19 protein-coding genes and 1 other RNA gene are annotated in these 21342 nt (G+C 63.5%); 5 read left to right on the forward strand and 15 right to left on the reverse strand.

All coding sequences use genetic code 11. The features are described 5' to 3' along the window. Positions 1-94: 94 nt before the first annotated feature. The 15 genes from cysM to gyrA form a co-directional block, all read right to left on the reverse strand. Positions 95-997 carry a cysteine synthase CysM gene (cysM, locus tag LPB04_RS22450; protein WP_193686638.1) on the reverse strand — a complete coding sequence of 301 codons (903 nt, stop codon included), beginning with the start codon at positions 995-997 and terminating at the stop codon, positions 95-97. A gap of 218 nt (positions 998-1215) precedes the next feature. Beyond that, entirely contained in the window at positions 1216-2580 is a 1365-nt protein-coding gene (locus tag LPB04_RS22455; RefSeq protein ID WP_193686639.1) for a M20/M25/M40 family metallo-hydrolase, read from the reverse strand. 132 nt (positions 2581-2712) lie between these two features. Then, positions 2713-3183 carry a ComEA family DNA-binding protein gene (locus LPB04_RS22460; protein ID WP_193686640.1) on the reverse strand — a complete coding sequence of 157 codons (471 nt, stop codon included), beginning with the start codon at positions 3181-3183 and terminating at the stop codon, positions 2713-2715. A 130-nt stretch (positions 3184-3313) separates the two neighbouring features. Further along, complete coding sequence (rfaE1, locus tag LPB04_RS22465; protein ID WP_193686641.1) at positions 3314-4291, reverse strand: D-glycero-beta-D-manno-heptose-7-phosphate kinase; 978 nt, start codon at positions 4289-4291, stop codon at positions 3314-3316. Between the two features lie 10 nt (positions 4292-4301). After that, positions 4302-5477 (reverse strand): lipopolysaccharide assembly protein LapB, encoded by a 1176-nt coding sequence (gene lapB, locus LPB04_RS22470; RefSeq protein WP_193686642.1) that lies wholly within the window; start codon positions 5475-5477, stop codon positions 4302-4304. 32 nt (positions 5478-5509) lie between these two features. After that, positions 5510-5812, reverse strand: coding sequence for a LapA family protein (locus LPB04_RS22475; protein ID WP_193686643.1), 303 nt, complete (start codon positions 5810-5812; stop codon positions 5510-5512). A 224-nt stretch (positions 5813-6036) separates the two neighbouring features. After that, the gene (locus LPB04_RS22480; RefSeq protein ID WP_056344442.1) at positions 6037-6342 is read right to left on the reverse strand and encodes an integration host factor subunit beta; all 306 of its coding nucleotides are present in this window, start codon (positions 6340-6342) and stop codon (positions 6037-6039) included. Positions 6343-6365: 23 nt separating this feature from the next. Next, on the reverse strand, positions 6366-8078 hold the full coding sequence (rpsA, locus tag LPB04_RS22485) for a 30S ribosomal protein S1 (RefSeq protein ID WP_193686644.1): 1713 nt from the start codon (positions 8076-8078) through the stop codon (positions 6366-6368). A 119-nt stretch (positions 8079-8197) separates the two neighbouring features. Continuing rightward, positions 8198-8860 carry a (d)CMP kinase gene (gene cmk, locus LPB04_RS22490; protein WP_193686645.1) on the reverse strand — a complete coding sequence of 221 codons (663 nt, stop codon included), beginning with the start codon at positions 8858-8860 and terminating at the stop codon, positions 8198-8200. Positions 8861-8912: 52 nt separating this feature from the next. Next, complete coding sequence (aroA, locus tag LPB04_RS22495; RefSeq protein WP_193686646.1) at positions 8913-10244, reverse strand: 3-phosphoshikimate 1-carboxyvinyltransferase; 1332 nt, start codon at positions 10242-10244, stop codon at positions 8913-8915. Continuing rightward, on the reverse strand, positions 10241-11146 hold the full coding sequence (locus LPB04_RS22500; RefSeq protein ID WP_193686647.1) for a prephenate dehydrogenase: 906 nt from the start codon (positions 11144-11146) through the stop codon (positions 10241-10243). Before LPB04_RS22500 ends, aroA begins: the two co-directional genes overlap by 4 nt. Continuing rightward, a complete protein-coding gene (gene hisC / locus LPB04_RS22505) occupies positions 11146-12249 on the reverse strand; it encodes a histidinol-phosphate transaminase (protein ID WP_193686648.1) in 1104 nt (367 codons plus the stop codon). The genes LPB04_RS22500 and hisC overlap by 1 nt, the downstream gene beginning before the upstream one ends. A 23-nt stretch (positions 12250-12272) precedes the next feature. Next, the gene (gene pheA / locus LPB04_RS22510) at positions 12273-13343 is read right to left on the reverse strand and encodes a prephenate dehydratase (RefSeq protein ID WP_193686649.1); all 1071 of its coding nucleotides are present in this window, start codon (positions 13341-13343) and stop codon (positions 12273-12275) included. Positions 13344-13553: 210 nt separating this feature from the next. Then, a complete protein-coding gene (gene serC / locus LPB04_RS22515; RefSeq protein ID WP_193686650.1) occupies positions 13554-14642 on the reverse strand; it encodes a 3-phosphoserine/phosphohydroxythreonine transaminase in 1089 nt (362 codons plus the stop codon). Positions 14643-14711: 69 nt separating this feature from the next. Next, the gene (gene gyrA, locus LPB04_RS22520; protein ID WP_193686651.1) at positions 14712-17330 is read right to left on the reverse strand and encodes a DNA gyrase subunit A; all 2619 of its coding nucleotides are present in this window, start codon (positions 17328-17330) and stop codon (positions 14712-14714) included. A gap of 397 nt (positions 17331-17727) precedes the next feature. Here gyrA and ompA point away from each other — a divergent pair, with 397 nt between their 5' ends. From ompA to ssrA, 5 genes are all read left to right on the forward strand, one after another. Beyond that, complete coding sequence (ompA, locus tag LPB04_RS22525) at positions 17728-18441, forward strand: outer membrane protein OmpA (RefSeq protein WP_193686652.1); 714 nt, start codon at positions 17728-17730, stop codon at positions 18439-18441. Positions 18442-18551: 110 nt separating this feature from the next. Then, entirely contained in the window at positions 18552-19253 is a 702-nt protein-coding gene (gene ubiG / locus LPB04_RS22530; RefSeq protein WP_193686653.1) for a bifunctional 2-polyprenyl-6-hydroxyphenol methylase/3-demethylubiquinol 3-O-methyltransferase UbiG, read from the forward strand. Between the two features lie 41 nt (positions 19254-19294). Next, entirely contained in the window at positions 19295-19996 is a 702-nt protein-coding gene (locus LPB04_RS22535; protein WP_193686654.1) for an HAD family hydrolase, read from the forward strand. Positions 19997-20100: 104 nt separating this feature from the next. Further along, positions 20101-20763 carry a hypothetical protein gene (locus tag LPB04_RS22540; protein ID WP_193686655.1) on the forward strand — a complete coding sequence of 221 codons (663 nt, stop codon included), beginning with the start codon at positions 20101-20103 and terminating at the stop codon, positions 20761-20763. A 190-nt stretch (positions 20764-20953) separates the two neighbouring features. After that, positions 20954-21312, forward strand: a transfer-messenger RNA (tmRNA) gene (gene ssrA, locus LPB04_RS22545). Positions 21313-21342: the final 30 nt, after the last annotated feature.

The following is a 21342-nucleotide window of genomic DNA, read 5'->3' on the forward strand; positions in this document are numbered from 1 at the left end:
CGCGCGGCCGGCTGATCCAGGCGGCCGTGACGGGAACGACGGACGAAAAAAAGGGGCGATGCGATCGCCCCTTTTGTCATGCCTGCCGCGCTCTTCAAGCAGGGAACACGCCCGTGGACAGATAGCGGTCGCCGCGATCGCAGACGATGAACACGATCGTCGCGTTCTCCACGGTCTGCGAAATGCGCAGCGCCACTTCGCAGGCGCCGGCGGCCGAGATGCCGCAGAAAATCCCCTCTTCCGCCGCCAGCCGGCGCGCCATCTGCTCGGCTGCCGCCTGGCTGACGTTTTCCACCTGGTCGACACGCGACTTGTCGAAGATTTTCGGCAGGTAGGCTTGCGGCCACTTGCGGATGCCCGGAATCGAGGAGCCCTCTTCCGGCTGGGCGCCGACGATGCGCACCGCCTCGTTCTGTTCCTTCAGGTAGCGCGACACGCCCATGATGGTGCCGGTGGTGCCCATCGCGCTGACGAAATGCGTGATGCGGCCGTCGGTATCGCGCCAGATTTCCGGACCGGTCGTCTCGTAGTGGGCGAGCGGATTGTCCTGGTTGGCGAACTGGTCGAGGATGATGCCCTTGCCGTCCTTTTGCATCTGGTCGGCCATGTCGCGGGCGTATTCCATGCCGCCCGTCTTCGGGGTCAGCACGATCTCGGCGCCGTAGGCGGCCATGCTCTGGCGCCGTTCGATCGACAGGTTGTCCGGCATCAGCAGGATCATCTTGTAACCGCGGATCGAGGCCGCCATGGCCAGCGCGATGCCGGTATTGCCTGAGGTTGCCTCGATGATGGTGTCGCCCGGCTTGATCTGGCCGCGCGCCTCGGCGTTCTTCAGCATCGACATCGCCGCGCGGTCTTTCACCGAGCCGGCCGGGTTGTTGCCTTCGAGCTTGCCCAGGATGATGTTATTGCGCGCGGCGGCATCCGCGCCCGGCAGACGCATCAGCTGCACCAGCGGGGTATTGCCGATCGTATCTTCGATGGTTTTATAGGGCATGCTTGCTCTCTTGCTGTTCCTCAAAACACCATTCTAAACCGGGACGCAAGAGTGCGTATGGCGAGGGCCTGGTCGAGACGCCGACGTACCGTAGGGTGGGCTCTCGAGCCCACGCGGTGCGGCCCATGCGGGTCGATCAAATGTTTCGACACGCAGCCGTGCCATCACGCGTGGGCACGAGTGCCCACCCTACGTTACACAGCCTTGTCAGGCAGGAATCAGCGCAGCGGGGCCGGATACGTCGCCGGGCTGACGTTGCCGTCCTTGTCGACCGCCTGCACGCCGAAGAAGTAATTGTCCTTCGACAGATTCACGGTCGCCTCGGTCACATTGCCGACGAACTTCGAGCCCTGCCAGCCGGCGGCAGTCGTTTCGCGCCAGACGATGCGGTAGCCTGCGACATCCGGCTCCGGATTGGCCTGCCAGACCAGCGTCGAATCGTTCACCAGCTTGTCGGTGCGCACCTTGACGCCCTGGGGCGCGGCCGGGGCCAGGGCCAGCGAAGCCAGTGCGGCGGCGTTCACCCTGGCCACCTTGGCCGTGTAGTCGTAGTCGACGAAGTCGGTCAGGTCGCCATAGACCTTGCCGTTCTCGGTGCGCAGGTTCTGGTGCTGGTGCGAGAAGTCCTCGTTCGGCTCGGTGAAGCGCAGCGCGGCATAGCCCTGCTCGAGGAAAGGCATGTGGTCGCCGCCGCGCAGGTAGCGGTCGTGGCGCTGGATGACGTTGACCTTGAAGCCCTTCACGTAGCGCTCGCCCTGCTCTTTCACATGGCGCGCGAGCTGGCGCGAAGGCGAGTCGTTCTCGCCGCCGGTGGCAACCAGCTGGCGCACGGCTTCGCTCATCTCTTTCGTTGCCGGAATGCTCTGTGCGAACAGGCGCACCTGCTTGTTGTCGATGCGGCCGTCGTCGGCGCGCGAGCTGCCGATGATGTCGTTGGTGAACATGCCGGCCACGTTCAGGTTTTTCTCGCGTGCCGTCTTCGCCCAGTGGCCGGCGCCGAGCAGGCCCTGCTCTTCGGCGGCGACCGCCATGAACACCAGGGTCGCGTCGAACTTGTACCTGGCCATCACGCAGGCCATCTCCATCACGGCGGCCGTACCCGAGGCGTCGTCGTTCGCGCCCGGCGCCTTGCCGGTCGCATCCATCACGTCGGTGTTGCGCGAGTCGTAGTGGCCGCTGACCACGTACACGCGGTCCTTCGAGGCCTCCTGGGCGCCCGGCAGCGTGGCCACGACGTTGACGATCTCGGTCGGACGCGAGATGCGTGCCGACACCGGTGCGATATGGCTGTCGAAGTCGACGCTCAAGCCGGTGCCGGCACCGCAGCGCTCGAGTTCGGCCCTGATCCAGCGGCGCGCGGCGCCGATGCCGGTCGTGTCCGAAGTCGTGTCCGACATCGTGTGGCGGGTTTCAAAGCTGACCAGTTTGCGCACGTAGTTCTCGATGCGCTTGGGCGAGATCTCGGCGACGATCTTGTCGATCTGGGCCTGGTGGCGGGAGACATCGGGAGCGGAGGATGCGGCGTGGGCGCTGATGGCGAACAGTCCGGCGATGAGGCCGGCGGCGATGCGGAGGCGAGGCATGAGGATCCTTGAAATCGTTGCTTTCGATCTCGTATCTTCTCATGCCTCCTTTACTTCTTGCAGTATTTACATGCAGAAATACCGGTGCGAAACCGAAGGCGTGGCCAGTGCAGCGCCCCGGCCGCGCCGCAATTACATGCTCTTGGACTCGGCAGGCTTGGTCTTGCTGTCCTTGGCGGACTTCGCATCCATCTTGGCTTCAGACTTGGTGTCGGTCTTGGCCGCCTTGGTGTCCATCTTCGTATCCATCTTGGCAGTCTTCGCGTCCGCCTTGGCAGCCTTGGCATCGGTTTTGGCAGCCTTGGCGTCGGTTTTGGCAGCCATCGGTGCGCCTTCCTTGGCCTTGCCGTTCACCTGCAGGCCCGCTTCGGACAGCTTGATCGCCGTCTTGTCGCCCACACCCTTGACGCGCTTCTGGAAGTCGGCCCAGTCCTTGAATTCGCCCTTGCTGCGCTCGGTCAGGATGGTTTTCGACATGCTCGGTCCCACGCCCTTGACGGAGTCGAGGGCGGCGGCGTCGGCCTTGTTGACGTCGACCTGGGCAAACGCGAAGCCGGTCGAGGCGACCAGCATGGCAATGGCAAGCATCAGTTTCTTGATCATCGGGTGTCTCCATTCAGGAATGTGGCCGGCGGGTGCCGTCCGTCCCGTATTAACGCGCATGCGCGGAAACTGTTGACGTGTTTGGTTAATCCGGATCAGAAACGTCGCGCCTGGATGCCCACCCTATGATTCAACCGGGGAAGAGCTCGGCCCGCGTGACCGTTGCGGTGCCCAGCTTGCCGACGACAATGCCGCCCGCCCGGTTCGCCGTCGCCAGCGCCACATCCAGCGGCGCACCGGCCCCCAGCATCGCCGCCATGGTCGCAATCACCGTGTCGCCGGCACCCGATACGTCGAACACCTCGCGCGCATCCGCGTGCACGTGCAGCACTTCCTTCTCCGTGTACAGGCTCATCCCCTCCTCCGAGCGCGTCAGCAGCAGGGATTCGATCCCCAGCTCGGCGCGCAGCGCCTGGGCCTTGGCGGTCAGCTGCTCCTCGGTCTTCCAGTTGCCGACGATGCGCCTGAGTTCGGATTTGTTGGGCGTCAGCATGCTGGCGCCCGCATACGGCGAGAAATCGTCGCCCTTCGGGTCGACCATCACGATCTTGCCGGCTTCACGCGCGGCGCGGATCATTTCGGCGACGTTGACCAGGCTGCCCTTGTTGTAGTCCGAGAAGATCAGCACATCGTAGTCCGGCAGCAGCGCCTTGAACTGGGTCAGCTTGTCGCGCAGCACGTTTTCGGTCGGCGCATCCTCGAAGTCGATGCGCACCATCTGCTGCTGGCGGCCGATGACGCGCAGCTTGATGATGGTGGAGATCGCTTCGTCGCGTTTCAGGTAGCTGTGGATGCTTGATTCGCGCAGCAGGGTCTCGACCTGGGTGCCGGCTTCGTCGGCCCCGACCACGCCCAGCAGGCCGCTGTGGGCGCCCAATGCGGCCGCGTTGCGGGCGACGTTGGCGGCGCCGCCGAGGCGCTCCTCGCGGCGCTCGATGCGCACCACCGGCACCGGCGCTTCCGGGGAGATGCGCGAGACGTCGCCGAACCAGTAGCGGTCGAGCATGACGTCGCCGACGACGAGCATGCGCACGTTGTCCAGCCGCGGGGCGGCGGTGTGGAGGTAGTCTGCGCCGTCGAGTACGCGGCGTGCGGTATCGGTCGTCATGCTTCCTGCTTCAATTCATCACGTTGAGTTCTTCGGTACGGCGCGGCGGGTACGTTTCCCAGCGGCTGCAACCCGGGCATTGCCAGTAATACTGGCGCGCCTTGAAGCCGCAGTGGCCGCACTGGTAGCGCGCCAGCTTGGCCGTGTAGCCGTGGATCAGGTTTTTCACCATCGACAGCTCTTCCCAGATATGGGCCGGGGCGTCCATCAGGCGCGCCTCCAGCAGTTTATCCAGGCCGAGCAGGGTCGGATTGCGGCGCAATTCGTCGAGCACCAGCTGTTTGGCAGCCTCGACGCCGTCGAGTTCAATCACGGCCTTGAAGACGACCTCGATCAGGTCGATCGAGGACGCTTCAGCCAGGTAGGAACGCAGCAGGTTGACGCCTTCCTGCGGGCGGCCGACGCGGCGGTAGCCGTCCATCAGGCGTCCGGCCACCAGGGCCACGTGCGGCACGCTTTGCTGCTCGACGCGCTTCCAGGTGGCGATGGCCGCCTCGACGTCGCCCTGGGCCAGCAGCACGTCTCCCAGCAGCATGGTCGCGCGCACGCTGTTGCGGTCGGCGTGCAGGGCTTTATCCAGCAGCGACATCGCGTCGGCCAGGTCGCTGCGCACCAGCGCATCCTGGGCCAGCTCGCAATAGAACTGGGCGATCTCCTTCTGGCGCGCACCGGCACCCGACAGCTGCAGGCCGGTCGCGGCATCGATCGCGCGGCTCCATTCCTTTTCGCGCTGGTAGATTTCCAGCAGCGCCTTGCTGGCCTGAACGCTGTACCCGCCGTCGACGAGGCCGTTGAAGGTCTCTTCGGCGCGGTCGAGGAGACCGGCCTTCAGGTAGTCCATGCCGAGTTCGTACTGGGCTTGCGTGCGCTGTTCGGGCGGCAGGTCGGGCCGCGCCAGCAGGTTCTGGTGGACGCGGATCGCGCGCTCGATCTCGCCGCGTCGGCGGAACAGGTTGCCGAGCGCGAAGTGCATGTCGGCCGTTTCCGGGTCGAGCGTGACGATTTCGATGAAGGCGTCGATCGCTTTATCCGGCTGGTCGTTCAGCAGCAGGTTCAGGCCCTTGAAATAGGCCCGCGGCAAGGTGCGCGATTCGGACAGGATCTGTTTGATGTCGACCCGGGCGGCGATCCAGCCGAGGCCAAAGAAGACGGGGACGGCGAGCAGCCACCAGGTTTCAAATTCCATGGATTGTTATTCTTGATTGATGATCGGAGCAATTACCGGGGTGCGACGGCATCCGCGGCGGGCTGGGCGCTACCGGTGCCGGCAGCGCTTTGCAGGGCCTGCACGGTGTTCTTGTGCTGCGAGGATTCGCGGCGGTGGCGGAACACGGTCGGCGACATGGCCAGGATGCCGAGTGCGGCGCCGGCGATGAAAAAGGCGAGCAGCATCAGCACCAGCGGGCCGCGCAGTTCATAGCCGAGAAAAAAGTTCAGGTCGACTTCCTGCGTGTTCTTCAGCGCGAAGCCGAAAAACAGGACGAACAGGACAAATCCTGCGAGGGTGGAGACGAATTTCATCGGGTGGGCCTGGCGGTGGGGGATGCAAAGGCGCAGTGTCGCATATCTGCACATTTATTTCAAAGTTGAGGTCCGTTTGGCGGGTGCCGGAATCGGTGGGCACGGGGGTGCCCACGCGGACATAAGCTTTCGTAGGGTGGGCGCCCCGTGCCCACCATTCGACGCAGGCAAAAAAAACGGCGCCCGAGGGCGCCGTTCTTGTTGCCTGCACGTAGCAGACGACTTCAGTCTTCGATGATCGGTTGCCCGACCATCGCGTCGACCCGCTCGCGCAACTGCTTGCCGGGCTTGAAATGGGGCACCCGTTTTTCGGGCACCATCACCTTGTCGCCCGACTTCGGATTGCGGCCGATGCGGGGTGGACGGCTGTTGAGTGCAAAGCTGCCGAAACCACGGATCTCGATGCGCTGCCCGGTCGCCAGGGCGTTGGTCATCGCATCGAGGATGGTCTTGACTGCGTACTCGGCATCCTTGGCAACCAGCTGAGAATAACGCTCAGCCAGTCGTGCAATCAACTCGGACTTGGTCATCTGGTCGCCTCAAGCGGGGTCAATTAACCCTTGTTATCGAACTTGGCCTTCAGCAGCGCGCCCAGGCTGGTCGTGCCCGATGCGGCATTGCTGTCGCTCGAGTTCGACAGCTTGCTCATCGCTTCCTGGGTCTCGACATTGTCTTTCGCCTTGATCGACAGCTGGATGCTGCGCGCTTTGCGATCGATGTTGATGACCAGGGCTTCGACCTTGTCGCCGACCTTCAGGTGGGTACCGGCATCTTCAACGCGGTCACGCGAGATTTCCGAAGCGCGCAGGTAGCCTTCGACTTCTTCGTTCAGGCCGATGACGGCGCCTTTCGGCTCAACCGACTTGACCGTACCGGTGACCAGGGAACCCTTGTCGTTCAGTGCAGCGAAGTTGTTGAACGGGTCGCCTTCCAGCTGCTTGACGCCCAGCGAAACACGCTCGCGCTCGACGTCGATGGCCAGAACGACGGCTTCCAGCTCGTCGCCCTTCTTGAAGCGGCGCACTGCCTCTTCGCCGGCTTCGGTCCACGACAGGTCCGACAGGTGCACCAGACCATCGATGTTGCCTGGCAGGCCGATGAAGACGCCGAAGTCGGTGATCGACTTGATCGAACCCTTGACCTTGTCGCCCTTCTTGTGGGTCATGCCGAAGTCGTCCCATGGGTTCGCCTTGCACTGCTTCATGCCCAGCGAGATACGGCGACGCTCTTCGTCGATTTCCAGGACCATGACTTCGACTTCGTCGCCCAGCTGCACGACTTTGTTCGGAGCCACGTTCTTGTTGGTCCAGTCCATCTCCGACACGTGCACCAGGCCTTCGATGCCCTGCTCGACTTCGACGAACGCGCCGTAGTCGGTGAGGTTCGTGACTTTACCGAACAGGCGGGTGCCTTGCGGGTAACGACGCGACAGGCCGGTCCAGGGATCGTCGCCCAGCTGCTTGACGCCCAGCGAGACGCGGTTCTTTTCCTGATCGTACTTGAGGACCTTGGCGGTGATTTCCTGGCCAACCGACAGCACTTCCGACGGGTGACGCACGCGACGCCATGCCAGGTCGGTGATGTGCAGCAGGCCGTCGATGCCACCCAGGTCCACGAACGCGCCGTAGTCGGTGATGTTCTTGACGACGCCGGTCACGACCGTGCCTTCTTTCAGCGTTTCCATCAGTTTCTGGCGCTCTTCGCCCATCGATGCTTCGATGACGGCGCGGCGCGACAGGACGACGTTGTTACGCTTGCGGTCCAGCTTGATGACCTTGAACTCGAGGGTCTTGCCTTCGAATGGGGTGGTGTCCTTGACCGGACGGGTGTCGACCAGCGAACCCGGCAGGAATGCGCGGATGCCGTTGGTCAGGACGGTCAGGCCGCCCTTGACTTTACCGTTGACGGTACCGGTGACGATCTCGCCCGATTCCATTGCTTTTTCCAGGGCCAGCCACGATGCCAGGCGCTTGGCCTTGTCGCGCGACAGGATGGTATCGCCAAAACCGTTTTCCAGCGATTCGATGGCCACGGAAACGAAGTCGCCAATCTGGACTTCCAGTTCGCCCTGGTCATTCTTGAATTCTTCGACCGGAATGAAAGCTTCCGACTTCAGGCCTGCGTTGACGATCACGAAGTTGTGATCCAGACGCACGACTTCAGCGGAGATGACTTCGCCCGAGCGCATATCTTGACGCGACAGCGATTCCTCGAAGAGGGCTGCGAAGCTTTCCATACCGGAATCTTGGGTGGTTGCAGTAGACATAGGTGATTTACATGTTAGCCAGCAGGACCGGCGATGGTGCGGTTCTGAACTGGGTCAGGTTAAAACAACACCTGCGGGGCAAAAGGCCGTCGCAGGCACCAAACAAACAACTGAGCAAACTACAGCAGCGTGTGCCAGTGGAGCACTTGCTCCACCGCTTCATCCACCGACATATCCGACGTATCGAGGATGTACGCGCCTTCCGCAGGGACCAGCGGGGCGACGGTGCGATGGGTATCGCGGTCGTCGCGCGCCTGCAAATCCGCCAGCAGATCGTCCATATTAGCAGAAAACCCTTTGCCAATCAATTGCTTATATCGGCGTTCGGCACGGGCTTCGACGCTGGCCGTCAGAAACACCTTCAGGCGTGCATTCGGGAAAATGACGGTGCCCATGTCGCGCCCGTCGGCCACCAGGCCCGGCGCCTTGCGAAAGCCCAGTTGCAGGGCGTAGAGGGCCTGGCGCACGCTTGGGAAGGCCGCGATTTTCGAGGCATTGTTGCCCACTTCCTCGGCCCGGATCAGCGCTCCCACCTCTTCGCCGGCGAGGAAAATATCGCCATTGGAGAAGCTTGCCGGCAGCACCTGTGCCAGCTGGGCCACACCCTGCTCGTCGTCGAGGGCGACGCCGGCCCGCATGGCGGACAGTGCCGTCAAGCGGTAGAGGGCGCCCGAATCGAGCAGGTGGTAACCGAGCCGGTCGGCGACGCGGGCGGCGACGGTGCCTTTGCCGGAGGCCGTCGGGCCGTCGATCGTGATCACGGGAATATGGGAGTTGGGCATTGTGTTGATGACTTCTTGTTGTTGGCGACGGGGCGCAGTTTAAAACACTTGATCAGAACAGTTCACTGCGCGCAATGCTCGCGAACGCTTCGAAATAGTCGGGGAAGGTCTTGGCCACGCATTTCGGATCGTTGATGCGCATCGCGTTGCCGCGGCGCGCCTTGCCGTCCAGGGCGGCCAGCGAGAAGCACATCGCCATCCGGTGGTCGTCATAGGTGTCGATGGTCGCCGGCAGCAGTTCCTCGGGCGGGGTGATCGTGATGTAGTCCGCGCCCTCTTCCACGATGGCGCCGACCTTGCGCAGTTCGGTCGCCATCGCCGCCAGGCGGTCGGTTTCCTTCACGCGCCAGCTGGCGATGTTGCGCAGGGTACTGGTGCCGTCCGCATACAGCGCGGCGACGGCGATCGTCATCGCGGCATCCGGGATATGGTTGAAGTCGGCGTCGATGGCTTTCAGTACGCCGTTCCCGCGCGCTTCGATCCAGTTCTCGCCGCGGGTGACGATTGCGCCCATGCGTTCCAATGCGTCGGCAAAGCGCACGTCGCCCTGGATGCTGTCCTGTCCCACCCCTTCGACCCGAACCGGCCCGCCGCCGATCGCGCCGGCCGCCAGGAAGTAGGAGGCCGAGGAAGCGTCGCCTTCGACGTGGATGCTGCCCGGCGAGACGTATTTCTGGCCCGGCTGCACCGTGAACGAGGCCCAGCCGTTCTGCTCGACCGCCACGCCGAAGCGGCGCATCAGGTTCAGCGTGATCTCGATGTAAGGCTTGGAGATCAGCTCGCCGACGACGTCGATCGTCACCGCATGCCCGCGCGCCATCAGCGGCGCGGCCATCAACAGCGCGGTCAGGAACTGGCTCGACACATTGCCGCGCACCGACATCCGATTTGCATGGATGTGGCCACGGCGAATGCGCAGCGGCGGAAAGCCCTGCTCCCCGGTGTACTCGATTTGCGCGCCGATCTCGTTGAGGGCGTCGACCAGGTCGCCGATCGGACGCTCGTGCATGCGCGAGACGCCGTGCAGGGTGTAGTCGCCGCCGATCACGGCCAGGGCCGCGGTCAGCGGGCGGATCGCGGTGCCGGCGTTGCCCATGAAGAGGTCGGCCTCGCCAGTGGGCAGCACGCCGCCGTTGCCGTGCACGACGACGGTACGCTCATCGACTTCGTCCCATTGGATGCCGAGCGAGCGCAGCGCGCCCAGCATCACCATGGTGTCGTCGGACGCGAGCAGGTCGTGGATCGTGGTCGTGCCTTCGCTGAGCGCCGCGAGCAGCAGCGTGCGATTCGAGATGCTTTTCGAACCCGGCAGGCGCACCGTGCCCTCGACGTGCATGACGGGCTCGAGGTCGATGTGCTGCGGGTAGTGTTTTTGCTGCGTCATTCGGGTTCCTGATTCTTGGGTGGCGCGGGCTCGGCCGTTTCGATGGCCTCGCTCCAGGCGCGGCGGGCGCGCTGCGCATTCGTGTAGATGAGCTCCAGCCCTGCCCCATCCCTGGCGGCCAGGTGCCCGCGCAATACTGTCAATTGTGCCAGATATGCATCGAGCTCGGTGAGGAGCGCATCGCGGTTGGCGAGGCTGATGTCGCGCCACATTTCGGGAGAAGAGCCGGCGATCCGGGTGAAGTCGCGAAAGCCGCTGGCCGCGTACTGGAACAGCTGGTCCGCATGCGGTTTTTTCGCGATGTCGTCCACCAGCCCGAACGCCAGCAAATGCGGCAGGTGGCTGACGGCAGCGAACACGCGGTCGTGCTCTTCGGGCGTGAGGGTGTGGATGATCGCGCCGCACAGGCGCCAGGCGGCCGCCACCAGGCCGACGTCGCCGGCCGCGTTTTCCGGCAGCGGCGTGATGATCGTCTTTTTGCCCTGGTAGAGCCCGGCCAGTGCCGCGTCCGGACCGTTCGACTCGCGTCCGGCGATCGGATGCGCAGGCACGAACTGCTTTGCCTTGTCGCCCAGCGCTTCGCGGGCAGAAGCGACGACGTCCGACTTGGTGCTGCCGGCGTCGGTGATCACGGTGCCGATGTCCAGGTAGGGCAGCAACTGTTTCAGGATCGGCCCGGTCTGGGCGACCGGTGCGGCCAGCAGCACGAGATCCGCGCCGGCCATCGCTTCTTCCGGCGAATCCGTGATGCTGTCGACGATGCCCAGTTCCAGCGCGCGCGCCAGGGCTTCCTGCGAGCGCCCCATACCGACGATGTGGCGCGCGGCGCCGGCCTGTTTCAAAGCCAGCGCGAACGAGCCACCGATCAGCCCGACGCCGACGACAACGACCTTGCCCAGCATTAGCTCAGCGCCTTCTTGAGTGCTTCGATGAAGGTCGCGTTCTCCTGCGGCAGGCCGATCGAGATGCGCAGCCACTGCGGCAAGCCGTAGGCGCCGACCGGACGCACGATCACGCCCTGCTTCAGCAGCGCCAGGTTGACGCGCGCACCGGCCCCGTCATCGTCGCCGACGCGCACCAGCACGAAATTGCCGAAGGAAGGAACGTATTCCAGGCCGAGTTCCTCGAAGGCGGCAGTCATCTGCCTGTAGCCCGCGGCGTTGTTCTCGGCGCCCTTCTTGAGGAACTCCTTGTCGTTCAGCGCCGCGATCGCCGCCGCCTGGGCCAGCGAATTGACGTTGAAAGGCTGGCGGATGCGGTTCATCAGGTCAGTGACTTCCGGCTGCGCGATCGCAAAGCCCACGCGCAGGCCGGCCAGGCCATAGGCCTTGGAGAAGGTGCGCGAGACGATCAGGTTCGGGTACTTGCGCACCCAGTCGGCGGATTCGAACTGGTGTTCGGCGGCCAGGTATTCGTTATAGGCTTCGTCGAGCACGACGACCACGTTCGCCGGCACCTGCTTCAGGAAGGCTTCGATCTCTTGCGCGCCGATAAACGTGCCGGTCGGGTTGTTCGGGTTGGCGACATACACCAGGCGCGTGTCCGCTTCGATCGCGGCTGCCATGCCTTGCAGGTCGTGGCCGTAGTTCACGGCCGGGACCACGATCGCGCGCCCGCCCACGCCCTGCGTGGCCAGTGCATACACCGCGAACGAGTACTGCGCGAACACGACCGACTCGCCCTTCTGGACGAAGGCATGGGCGGCGATTTCGAGGATGTCGTTGCTGCCGTTGCCGAGCGTGATCCAGTCGGCCGGCACGTCGTAGCGCGCGGCCAGCGCGGCTTTCAGTTCGAAGCCGTTGGCATCCGGATAGCGGCCGAGGTCGGCGGCGGCCTGCGCCATCGCGGCCTTGCTTGACTCGGGCACGCCGAACGGATTCTCGTTGGAGGCGAGCTTGACGATGCTGGCTTCATCTAAACCGAACTCGCGGGCGACTTCAGCGATGGGTTTGCCGGCCTGGTAAGGGGCGATGGCGCGGACGTATTCTGGACCGAATTTCGACATGGACTAGACTCAAAAAGTAGATATTAGAGGCCGACCGGGTAGGAACCCAGCAGCTTGAAAAAGGCGGCGTTGTCGTGCAGTTCCTCGAGGGCGCGCGCGACGGCTTCGTCCTGGCGGTGACCCTCGACGTCGACATAGAAGTAATACTCCCAGGTGCCGATGCGTGCCGGACGCGATTCGAAGCGCGTCATCGACACGCCATGCGTCGCCAGCGGCGCCAGCAGTTTATACACGGCGCCCGCCTTGTTCGGCACGGCCAGCACCAGCGAGGTGCGGTCGCGTCCCGACGGGCTGGTCTGCAGCGAGCCGATCACGGAAAAGCGGGTGCGGTTGTGCGGATCGTCCTGGATGTGGGCCTGGACCACGCCCAGCTGGTACTGCTCGCCCGCCATCTCGCTGGCGATCGCCGCCACGGTCGGGTCGCGGCTCGCCAGGACCGCCGCTTCCGCGTTGGAGGCCACGGCGCGGCGTTCGATGTTCGGGTGGTGCAGGTTCAGCCAGACCTGGCACTGCGCCAGGGCCTGGGAATGCGCGCAGACGACGGTGACGCCGTCCATGCTGCCGGTCTTCGTCATCAGGCTGTGGTGCACGGGGATCGAGACTTCGCCCGAAATCGCGGTGGTCGTCGCCAGCATCAGGTCGAGCGTGCGGTTGATGGCGCCCTCGGACGAGTTCTCGACCGGGACCACGCCGAAGTCGGCGGTGCCGGCTTCCGTTGCGCGGAATACCTCGTCGATCGAGGCGCAAGGCAGGCCTTCGACGGCGTGGCCGAAATGTTGGTAGACGGCCTGCTCGCTGAAGGTGCCGGCCGGTCCCAGGTAGGCGACGGTGACGCGCTTTTCCAGCGCGCGGCAGGCCGACATCACCTCGCGGAAGATGGTCTGCACGTCCTGGTTTTTCAGCGGGCCCGGATTGCGGTCGGCGACGCCGCGCAGCACCTGCGCTTCGCGCTCGGGGCGGAATACGGGGGCGGCGGTTTCGGCTTTCACGTGGCCGACTTCCTGGGCGATGCGGCCGCGCTGGCTGAGCAGGTCCAGGATTTGCGCGTCGATCGCGTCGATCTGCTGGCGCAGTGGGGTGAGTTTGTCTGTCATGGTGTGCTGATAAATGGCTGCTGTTTTATTTGGTGGCCGTTGCGTAACGTAGGGTGGGCACTCGTGCCCACGCGGTCACCGGCTGAACTGTTGCGGCTCGTCCGTGGCCCGTTACCGGGTGCAGGTGGTAAGCACCGGCACGTACGCGTGGGCTCGAGAGCCCACCCTACGGCGCACAACCGCCGCGGATTGGAAATCCACCGCCGGGTTTTACCGCCCCGCAAACTCGTTCAAATAATCGACCAGGGCCTGCACCCCTTCGATCGGCATCGCATTGTAAATGGATGCCCGCATGCCCCCGACGGACTTGTGGCCCTTCAGCTGCAGTAGCCCGCGCGCCTTCGCGCCGGCCAGGAATTGGTCATTCAGTGATTCGTCGCGCAGATAGAACGGAATATTCATGCGCGAGCGGCACGACTCCTCCACGCGGTTGCTGTAGAAATCGTCGCGATCCAGCGCCTCGTACAGCAGGCGCGCTTTCTCGATATTACGCGCTTCCATCGCCGCCACGCCACCCTGGCGCTTGAGATGGGCGAATACCAGGCCGGCGATATAGATCGCATAGGTCGGCGGCGTATTGAACATCGACTCGTGCTCGGCCACGTTCTTCCAGTGGAAGGCGGACGGACAGGCCGGCAGCGCGTACTCCAGCAAATCCTCGCGCACGATCACCAGCGTCAGGCCGGCCGGGCCGATGTTCTTCTGGGCGCCGGCGAAGATCACGCCATATTTCGACACGTCGATGACACGCGACAGGATGTGCGAGGACATGTCCGCCACCAGCGGCACGCCGTCCAGGGGCTGCGGCACGAAGTTGTACTCGACGCCGTCGATCGTTTCGTTGGTGCAAACGTGCAGGTAGGCCGCGCCGTCGGTGAGTTTCCAGGTGGCTGGATCTGGTACGCGCGTAAACCCCTCGGCCTGGCTCGAGGCGGCGACGTTCACCTGCGCATAGCGCGCCGCTTCCTTGATCGATTTGCCCGACCACGAACCCGTGTGCACGAAATCGATGGTGCCCGGCTGGGCTACGCGTCCCAGCAGGTTCAGCGGGATCACCGCATTCTGGCCCAGTCCCCCGCCCTGCATGAACAGGATCTTGTAGTTCGCAGGGACGGCCAGCAGCTCGCGCAGGTCGGCCTCGGCCTGTTTATAAATCGAGATGAATTCAGGGCCGCGATGGCTCATCTCCATCACCGACATGCCGCTGCCGTGCCAGTCGAGCATTTCGCTGGCGGCTTGTTGCAATACTTCCTTGGGGAGGACGGCAGGTCCTGCCGAAAAATTGAATACGTGGGTCATGCGGTCCTTTCGCCCTGGTTTGATTGGTTCTAAAAAAAACGCCACCCGCGCAGGGTGGCGTTCGCTGGCTTATTCCGGCGCCGCTTCGAGCTCGACCTCTTCCAGGTCCGTCTCGACGATACGTTGCAGGCCCGACAGCTTGGTGCCGTCCTCGACCGCGATGAGCGTGACGCCCTGGGTCGCACGGCCCATCTCGCGGATCTCGGACACGCGGGTGCGGATCAGCACGCCGCCGGTCGTGATCAGCATGATCTCGTCCGTGGTGTCGACCAGGGTTGCGGCCACGACTTTACCGTTACGTTCGGAGGTCTGGATCGCGATCATGCCCTTGGTGCCGCGGCCGTGGCGGGTGTACTCCGTGATCGGGGTACGCTTGCCGAAGCCGTTCTCGGTGGCGGTGAGCACCGACTGCTGCTCGTTCTCGGCCACCAGCAGCGCGATGACCTGCTGGCCCTCTTCCAGGTTCATGCCGCGCACGCCGCGCGCGGTACGGCCCATCGGGCGCACGTCGTTCTCGTCGAAACGCACGGCCTTGCCGCCATCCGAGAACAGCATCACGTCGTGCTGGCCGTCGGTCAGCGCCGCGCCGATCAGGAAGTCGCCTTCGTCCAGGTCGACCGCGATGATGCCGGCCTTGCGTGGATTGCTGAAGTCCTTCAGCGGCGTCTTCTTCACGGTGCCGAGCGAGGTCGACATGAAGACGTAATGGTCTTCCGGGAAGGTGCGGTTGATGCCCGACAGCGGCAGGATGACCGTGATCTTCTCGTTGTCCTGCAGCGGGAACATGTTGACGATCGGCTTGCCGCGCGAATTGCGCGAACCCTGCGGCACTTCCCAGACCTTCAGCCAGTACATCCGGCCGCGGTTCGAGAAGCACAGCATGTAGTCGTGCGTATTCGCGATGAACAGCTGGTCGATCCAGTCCTCGTCCTTCGTTGCCATCGCCTGCTTGCCGCGGCCGCCGCGCTTCTGCGCACGGTATTCGGCGATCGGCTGCGACTTCATGTAGCCGGTGTGCGACAGGGTCACGACCATGTCCTGCGGCGTGATCAGGTCTTCGGTATCGAGGTCGCTGGCGTTGTGCTCGATGGCCGAACGGCGCGCATCCTTGCCGTTTTCGGTGTAGTCGTTCTTGATCTGGACCATCTCGTCGCTGATGATGGTCGTCACGCGTTCCGGACGCGACAGGATGTCGAGCAGGTCGGCGATGTGGGCCATCACCTCTTTGTACTCGTTGACGATCTTGTCCTGCTCCAGGCCCGTCAGGCGCTGCAGGCGCATCTGCAGGATTTCCTGGGCCTGCTCGTCCGACAGTTTATACAGGCCGTCGGCCTGCATGCCGTAGTGCTTCGGCAGGTGCTCCGGACGGAAGGCCTCGATGCCGCCGATCGTGCTGCCCTCGGCGGTACGCAGCAGCATCTCGCGCACCAGGGACGAATCCCAGGCGCGCTGCATCAGTTCCATCTTCGCCACCGGCGGCGTCGGCGCGGCCTTGATGATGGCAATAAAATCGTCGATGTTGGCCAGCGCGACGGCGAGACCTTCGAGCATGTGCCCGCGCTCGCGCGCCTTGCGCAGTTCGAACACGGTACGGCGCGTGACGACTTCGCGGCGGTGCGACAGGAAGCACTCGAGCATCTGCTTGAGGTTCAGCAGCTTCGGCTGGCCGTTGACCAGCGCCACCATGTTCATGCCGAAGGTGTCCTGCAGCTGGGTCTGCTTGTACAGGTTGTTCAGCACCACTTCCGGCACTTCGCCACGCTTGAGCTCGATGACGACGCGCATGCCCGACTTGTCGGACTCGTCGCGGATGTCGCTGATGCCCTCGAGCTTTTTGTCGCGCACGTTCTCGGCGATACGCTCGAGCAGCGATTTTTTATTTACCTGGTAGGGCAGTTCGTCGATGATGATCGCAATGCGGCCGCCATCCTTGCCATACTCTTCGAAGTGGGTCTTGGCGCGCATCACCACGCGGCCGCGGCCGGTGCGATAACCGTCGCGCACGCCCGAGACGCCGTAGATGATGCCGGCGGTCGGGAAGTCCGGCGCCGGGATCAGCTCGATCAGCTCGTCGATCGTGCAGTCCGGGTTGCGCAGCAGGTGCTGGGCGCCGTTGATGACTTCCGACAGGTTGTGCGGCGGGATGTTCGTCGCCATGCCGACCGCGATGCCCGAGGAGCCGTTGATCAGCAGGTTCGGGATCTTGGTCGGCAGGACGGTCGGTTCCTTCTCCTTGCCGTCATAGTTCGGCTGGAAGTCGACCGTATCCTTGTCGATGTCGGCCAGCAGCTCGGCGGCGATCTTGTCGAGGCGGCACTCGGTATAACGCATTGCCGCGGCGCTGTCGCCGTCGATCGAGCCAAAATTGCCCTGCCCGTCGACCAGCGTGTAGCGCAGCGAAAAGTCCTGGGCCATCCGCACCAGCGTGTCGTAGATCGACGAGTCGCCGTGCGGGTGGTATTTACCCATGGTGTCGCCGACCACGCGCGCGCACTTCACGTAAGGACGATTGAAGTTGTAATTACTCTCGTGCATGGAGAAGAGCACGCGCCGGTGCACCGGCTTCAGGCCATCACGCACATCCGGCAACGCACGGCCCACGATCACGCTCATGGCGTAATCGAGGTAGCTCTTGCGCATCTCTTCTTCGAGGGAAATAGGGACTGTTTCTTTTGCGAATTGATCCATTGTGCGGGTCGACTGCTTTCAGGCTAATGGTTATGAGTTCCAACGGATGATTCTACCATGCACCTATACAGTGAGCGACATTTGCCGAAGAGACAATCCACCCTTGTTTCATGCACAATTGTTGAGCTGACACATGCACGTCATAAACATTCGTCAAGCTGTCGTACACTACAGGGACGTTGTTGCGCAGAAACAACGCGCACCACGCCATGCATCGTGATTGCGCAGGCGCCGGTCGTACGGATATGGCGAATGTGGCAAAATGGCCGAGAAGTTAATTGCTTGTTTCATAATGCGAAACGAACATGTCCGGAAATGATGTTAATATTCTGCCTACGTTGTCGCAAATAATGAAATTTCGCAGCGAAAAGATTTAAAACCGAAAGGAACGAAAAATATGAAGAAGATTGCAACCCTCATGCTCGCGGCTACGGCAGCGATGGCTGGCAGTGCGTTCGCTCAGAGCGCTCCGCCGTACGCGCCGCTGACCACCGACATCCAGGCGAACAAGCCGTACAGCGCGTACGTCCAGGACAGCCGCGGCGTGATCGCGCGCGATCCTTTCGGCCTGTGCTGGCGTACCGGCTACTGGACCCCGGCCGACGCGGTCCCAGGCTGCGATGCGCCGCTGTGCGTCCCGCCTGAAAAGCTTGAAAACGGCAAGTGCGTGGCCCCACCGCCACCACCGGTCGAAGCCGCACCGGCGCCTGCCCCAGCCCCTGCACCAGCACCGGCACCAGTGCCGACCTCGGAAAAGGTGAGCTACTCGGCTGACGCCTTCTTCGATTTCGACAAGGCCGTCCTGAAGCCTGAAGGCAAGAAGTCGCTCGACGAGCTGACCTCGAAGCTGGGCGACATGAACCTGGAAGTCATCATCGCCGTCGGCCACACCGACTCGATCGGCACCGATGCCTACAACCAGAAGCTGTCGATCCGCCGCGCCGAATCGGTCAAGGCTTACCTGCAGAGCAAGGGCATCGACGCCAACCGCGTCTACACCGAAGGCAAGGGCGAGAAGCAGCCTGTCGCTGACAACAAGAGCTCGGCTGGCCGCGCGAAGAATCGCCGCGTCGAGATCGAAGTCGTCGGTACCCGTACCCGCCAGCAGTAATTTGCCTGGTGGTACGAAGAACCCCGCCCTGGCGGGGTTTTTTTTCGCCCCTATATTTTTGTCGCCATGCGTCCGTCGCAGGCCAATATTTCCCGCTATTATTCCGACCTATGACTACGAACGCCGATCCTTTAGAAATCAACAAATTCAGCGAGCTGGCCCACCGCTGGTGGGACCCTACTTCCGAGTTCCGCCCGCTGCACGAAATCAACCCGCTGCGCCTGGAGTGGATCAACGCGCGCGCACCCCTGGCCGGCAAGAAGGTGATCGACATCGGTTGCGGCGGCGGCGTGCTGTCCGAATCGATGGCGCGCAAGGGCGCGAAAGTTACCGGCATCGACCTGTCGAAAAAGGCACTGAAGGTCGCCGACCTGCACAGCCTGGAAGCCGGCATCGAGGTGCGCTACAAACTCATCGCCGCCGAAGATATGGCGGCGGAAGAGCCGGGCCAGTACGACGTCGTGACCTGCATGGAAATGCTGGAACACGTGCCGGACCCCGCCTCGATCGTGCGCGCCGCGGCTGCGCTCGTAAAACCGGGCGGCCACCTGTTCTTCTCGACCATCAACCGCAACCCGAAAGCCTATCTGCTGGCCGTGATCGGCGCCGAATACGTGCTGCGCATGCTGCCGCGCGGCACCCATGACTACGGCAAATTCCTGACCCCGGCTGAACTGTCGCAATTCATGCGCGCTGCCGGCCTGCAGGTCGAAGGCATGAAGGGCCTGACCTACAATCCGCTGACCAAGATCTACTCGCTCAACAACGACACCGATGTGAACTACATGGTGGCTTGCACCAAGCCTGTGTAACCAAGCCTGTTTGATCAAGCCTCTTTCATTTCCCTGCCCTGATGACTTCCCCTGCCCTGACCCCGGCACCGCGTGCCGTCCTGTTCGACCTCGACGGCACCCTGGCCGACACCGCGCCCGATCTCGCCGCCGCCGTCAACTGGCTGCGCACCGAGCGCGGCCTCGCGCCCACGCCCTACAGCGTGCTGCGTCCAACCGCCTCGGCGGGGGCGCGCGGCATGATCGGCGCCGCCTTCGGCCTGGCGCCGGGGGACGAAGGCTACGAAGAATTGCGCCTGCAATGGTTCGACCGCTACCAGTCGAACATGGCCAATGAGAGCGGCCTGTTCGAGGGCATCGATGCACTCCTGCAGGGCATCGAGGAAGCCGGCATGGCCTGGGGCGTCGTCACCAACAAGCCGGCGCGCTTCACCGACCCGCTGATCCCGCAGATCGGCCTGGCGCACGCCGGCTGCATCGTCTCCGGCGACACCATGCCGCACGCCAAACCGCATCCGGCACCCTTGCTGGAAGGCGCGCGCCGGCTCGCTATCGCACCGGAGCATTGCTGGTATGTCGGCGACGACCTGCGCGACGTCGAGGCCGGCCGCGCGGCCGGGATGCTGACGGTGGCCTGCGCCTGGGGATACTGTGGCGCGATCGAGCCGCAGACCTGGGGCGCCGATTTCCTGTGCGCGACGCCGCTCGACCTGCTGGACCTGCTGCGCAGCTACGTCCGCATGCCTGTTGCGGCAAGGGCGTGAATACTTACATCTGATTACGATTGATACCGGTTTCTGTCTACCGTGTAACTGTCTTAATCCGTAATCTGCATCCATCGACAACGCAACAACAGATGGAGCAGACCATGAACACCACCGCAACCGCCACCCGTATTCATCCCCTGATGGCCGCAGCAGCCGCTTCGGTGATCATCGTCAGCCTGACCGGCGCCGCCGCCATCTCCGGCATGCTGCCGAGCTCGCGCAGCGCACCGGAGCCGCAAGCGGCCGTGCTGGCACCGACCGCCGCCGTGCCGCTGGCCGCACCAGGCGCGCCAAACCAGTATCAAGCCGCACTGCAAACCCAGGCGCAGTACGCCGCTCCGCAGGCCGCCGGCCAGGTGCAGGCAGGCGCCTTGAACCAGTACCCACAGGCCGCACCGACGGTCGTGAGCGCCGCTCCGGGCACGACGACTTACGTGCAAAGCCCGAACGCACCGACCGTGATCGTCAAGCAGGAAGCGGCGCCAGCGGCGAAGCCGCGTGTGGTCGAGCGTGTCGTCGAGCGCCGCGTCGTCGAGCACCGTCCGGTCCGCCACGTCGAGCGTTACGAGCAGCCGACCTACCGCCAGGCACCCGCCCCGGCACCGGCCCAGCCGAGCTATGTCGGCATCGGTACCGGCGCCGTCATCGGCGGCCTGATCGGCAACCAGGTCGGCGGCGGCAACGGCAAGAAACTGGCCACGCTGGCCGGCATCATCGGCGGCGGCTACATCGGCAACGAAGTCGCCAAGCGCAACGGCCAGTAACAACTTGGCTAAGGACGGTCGCGTAACGTAGGGTGGGCTCTCGAGCCCACGCGTTACGTGCCATCGCACACCCGACCGTTCTCATTTTCGCATCAACGACACCTCACTTTGAAGCAGATCGTAACGCCACCCGGCAAGCGTCCCGACGTACTGCACACGGTCCGCGATTGGAGTACAATGGAGTTTCGTTGGGGGCGACCTGGTTTCGACGTGGGTTGCAAAGCAGTGCAGGGCATACCGAGGACTGGTTACCTCGTAAATACATCCAGAAATCAATAACTGCAAACGATAACTCGTACGCACTCGCAGCTTAATTGCTGCTAGCTCTACACTACCTCGCCTCTGGGGTGGGCCGCAAGGCAAGTAGAGTCATTTACAGAGGCTAGGACTCAACCGGGTTACTTGGTTGCTTCCGAAATTTAAGGTAACTCGCTGGTACACAGGGTGCACATCCCCGTTGTACTGGTTAAATTAAATGATAGTGCTAAGTATGTAGAACTGTCTGTAGAGTGCTTGCGGACGCGGGTTCGATTCCCGCCGCCTCCACCAACGCACAAAAAAACACACCCCTGAGGGCGA

This window comes from Massilia litorea (genome assembly GCF_015101885.1).
Classification (GTDB): Bacteria; Pseudomonadota; Gammaproteobacteria; order Burkholderiales; family Burkholderiaceae_D; genus Telluria; species Telluria litorea.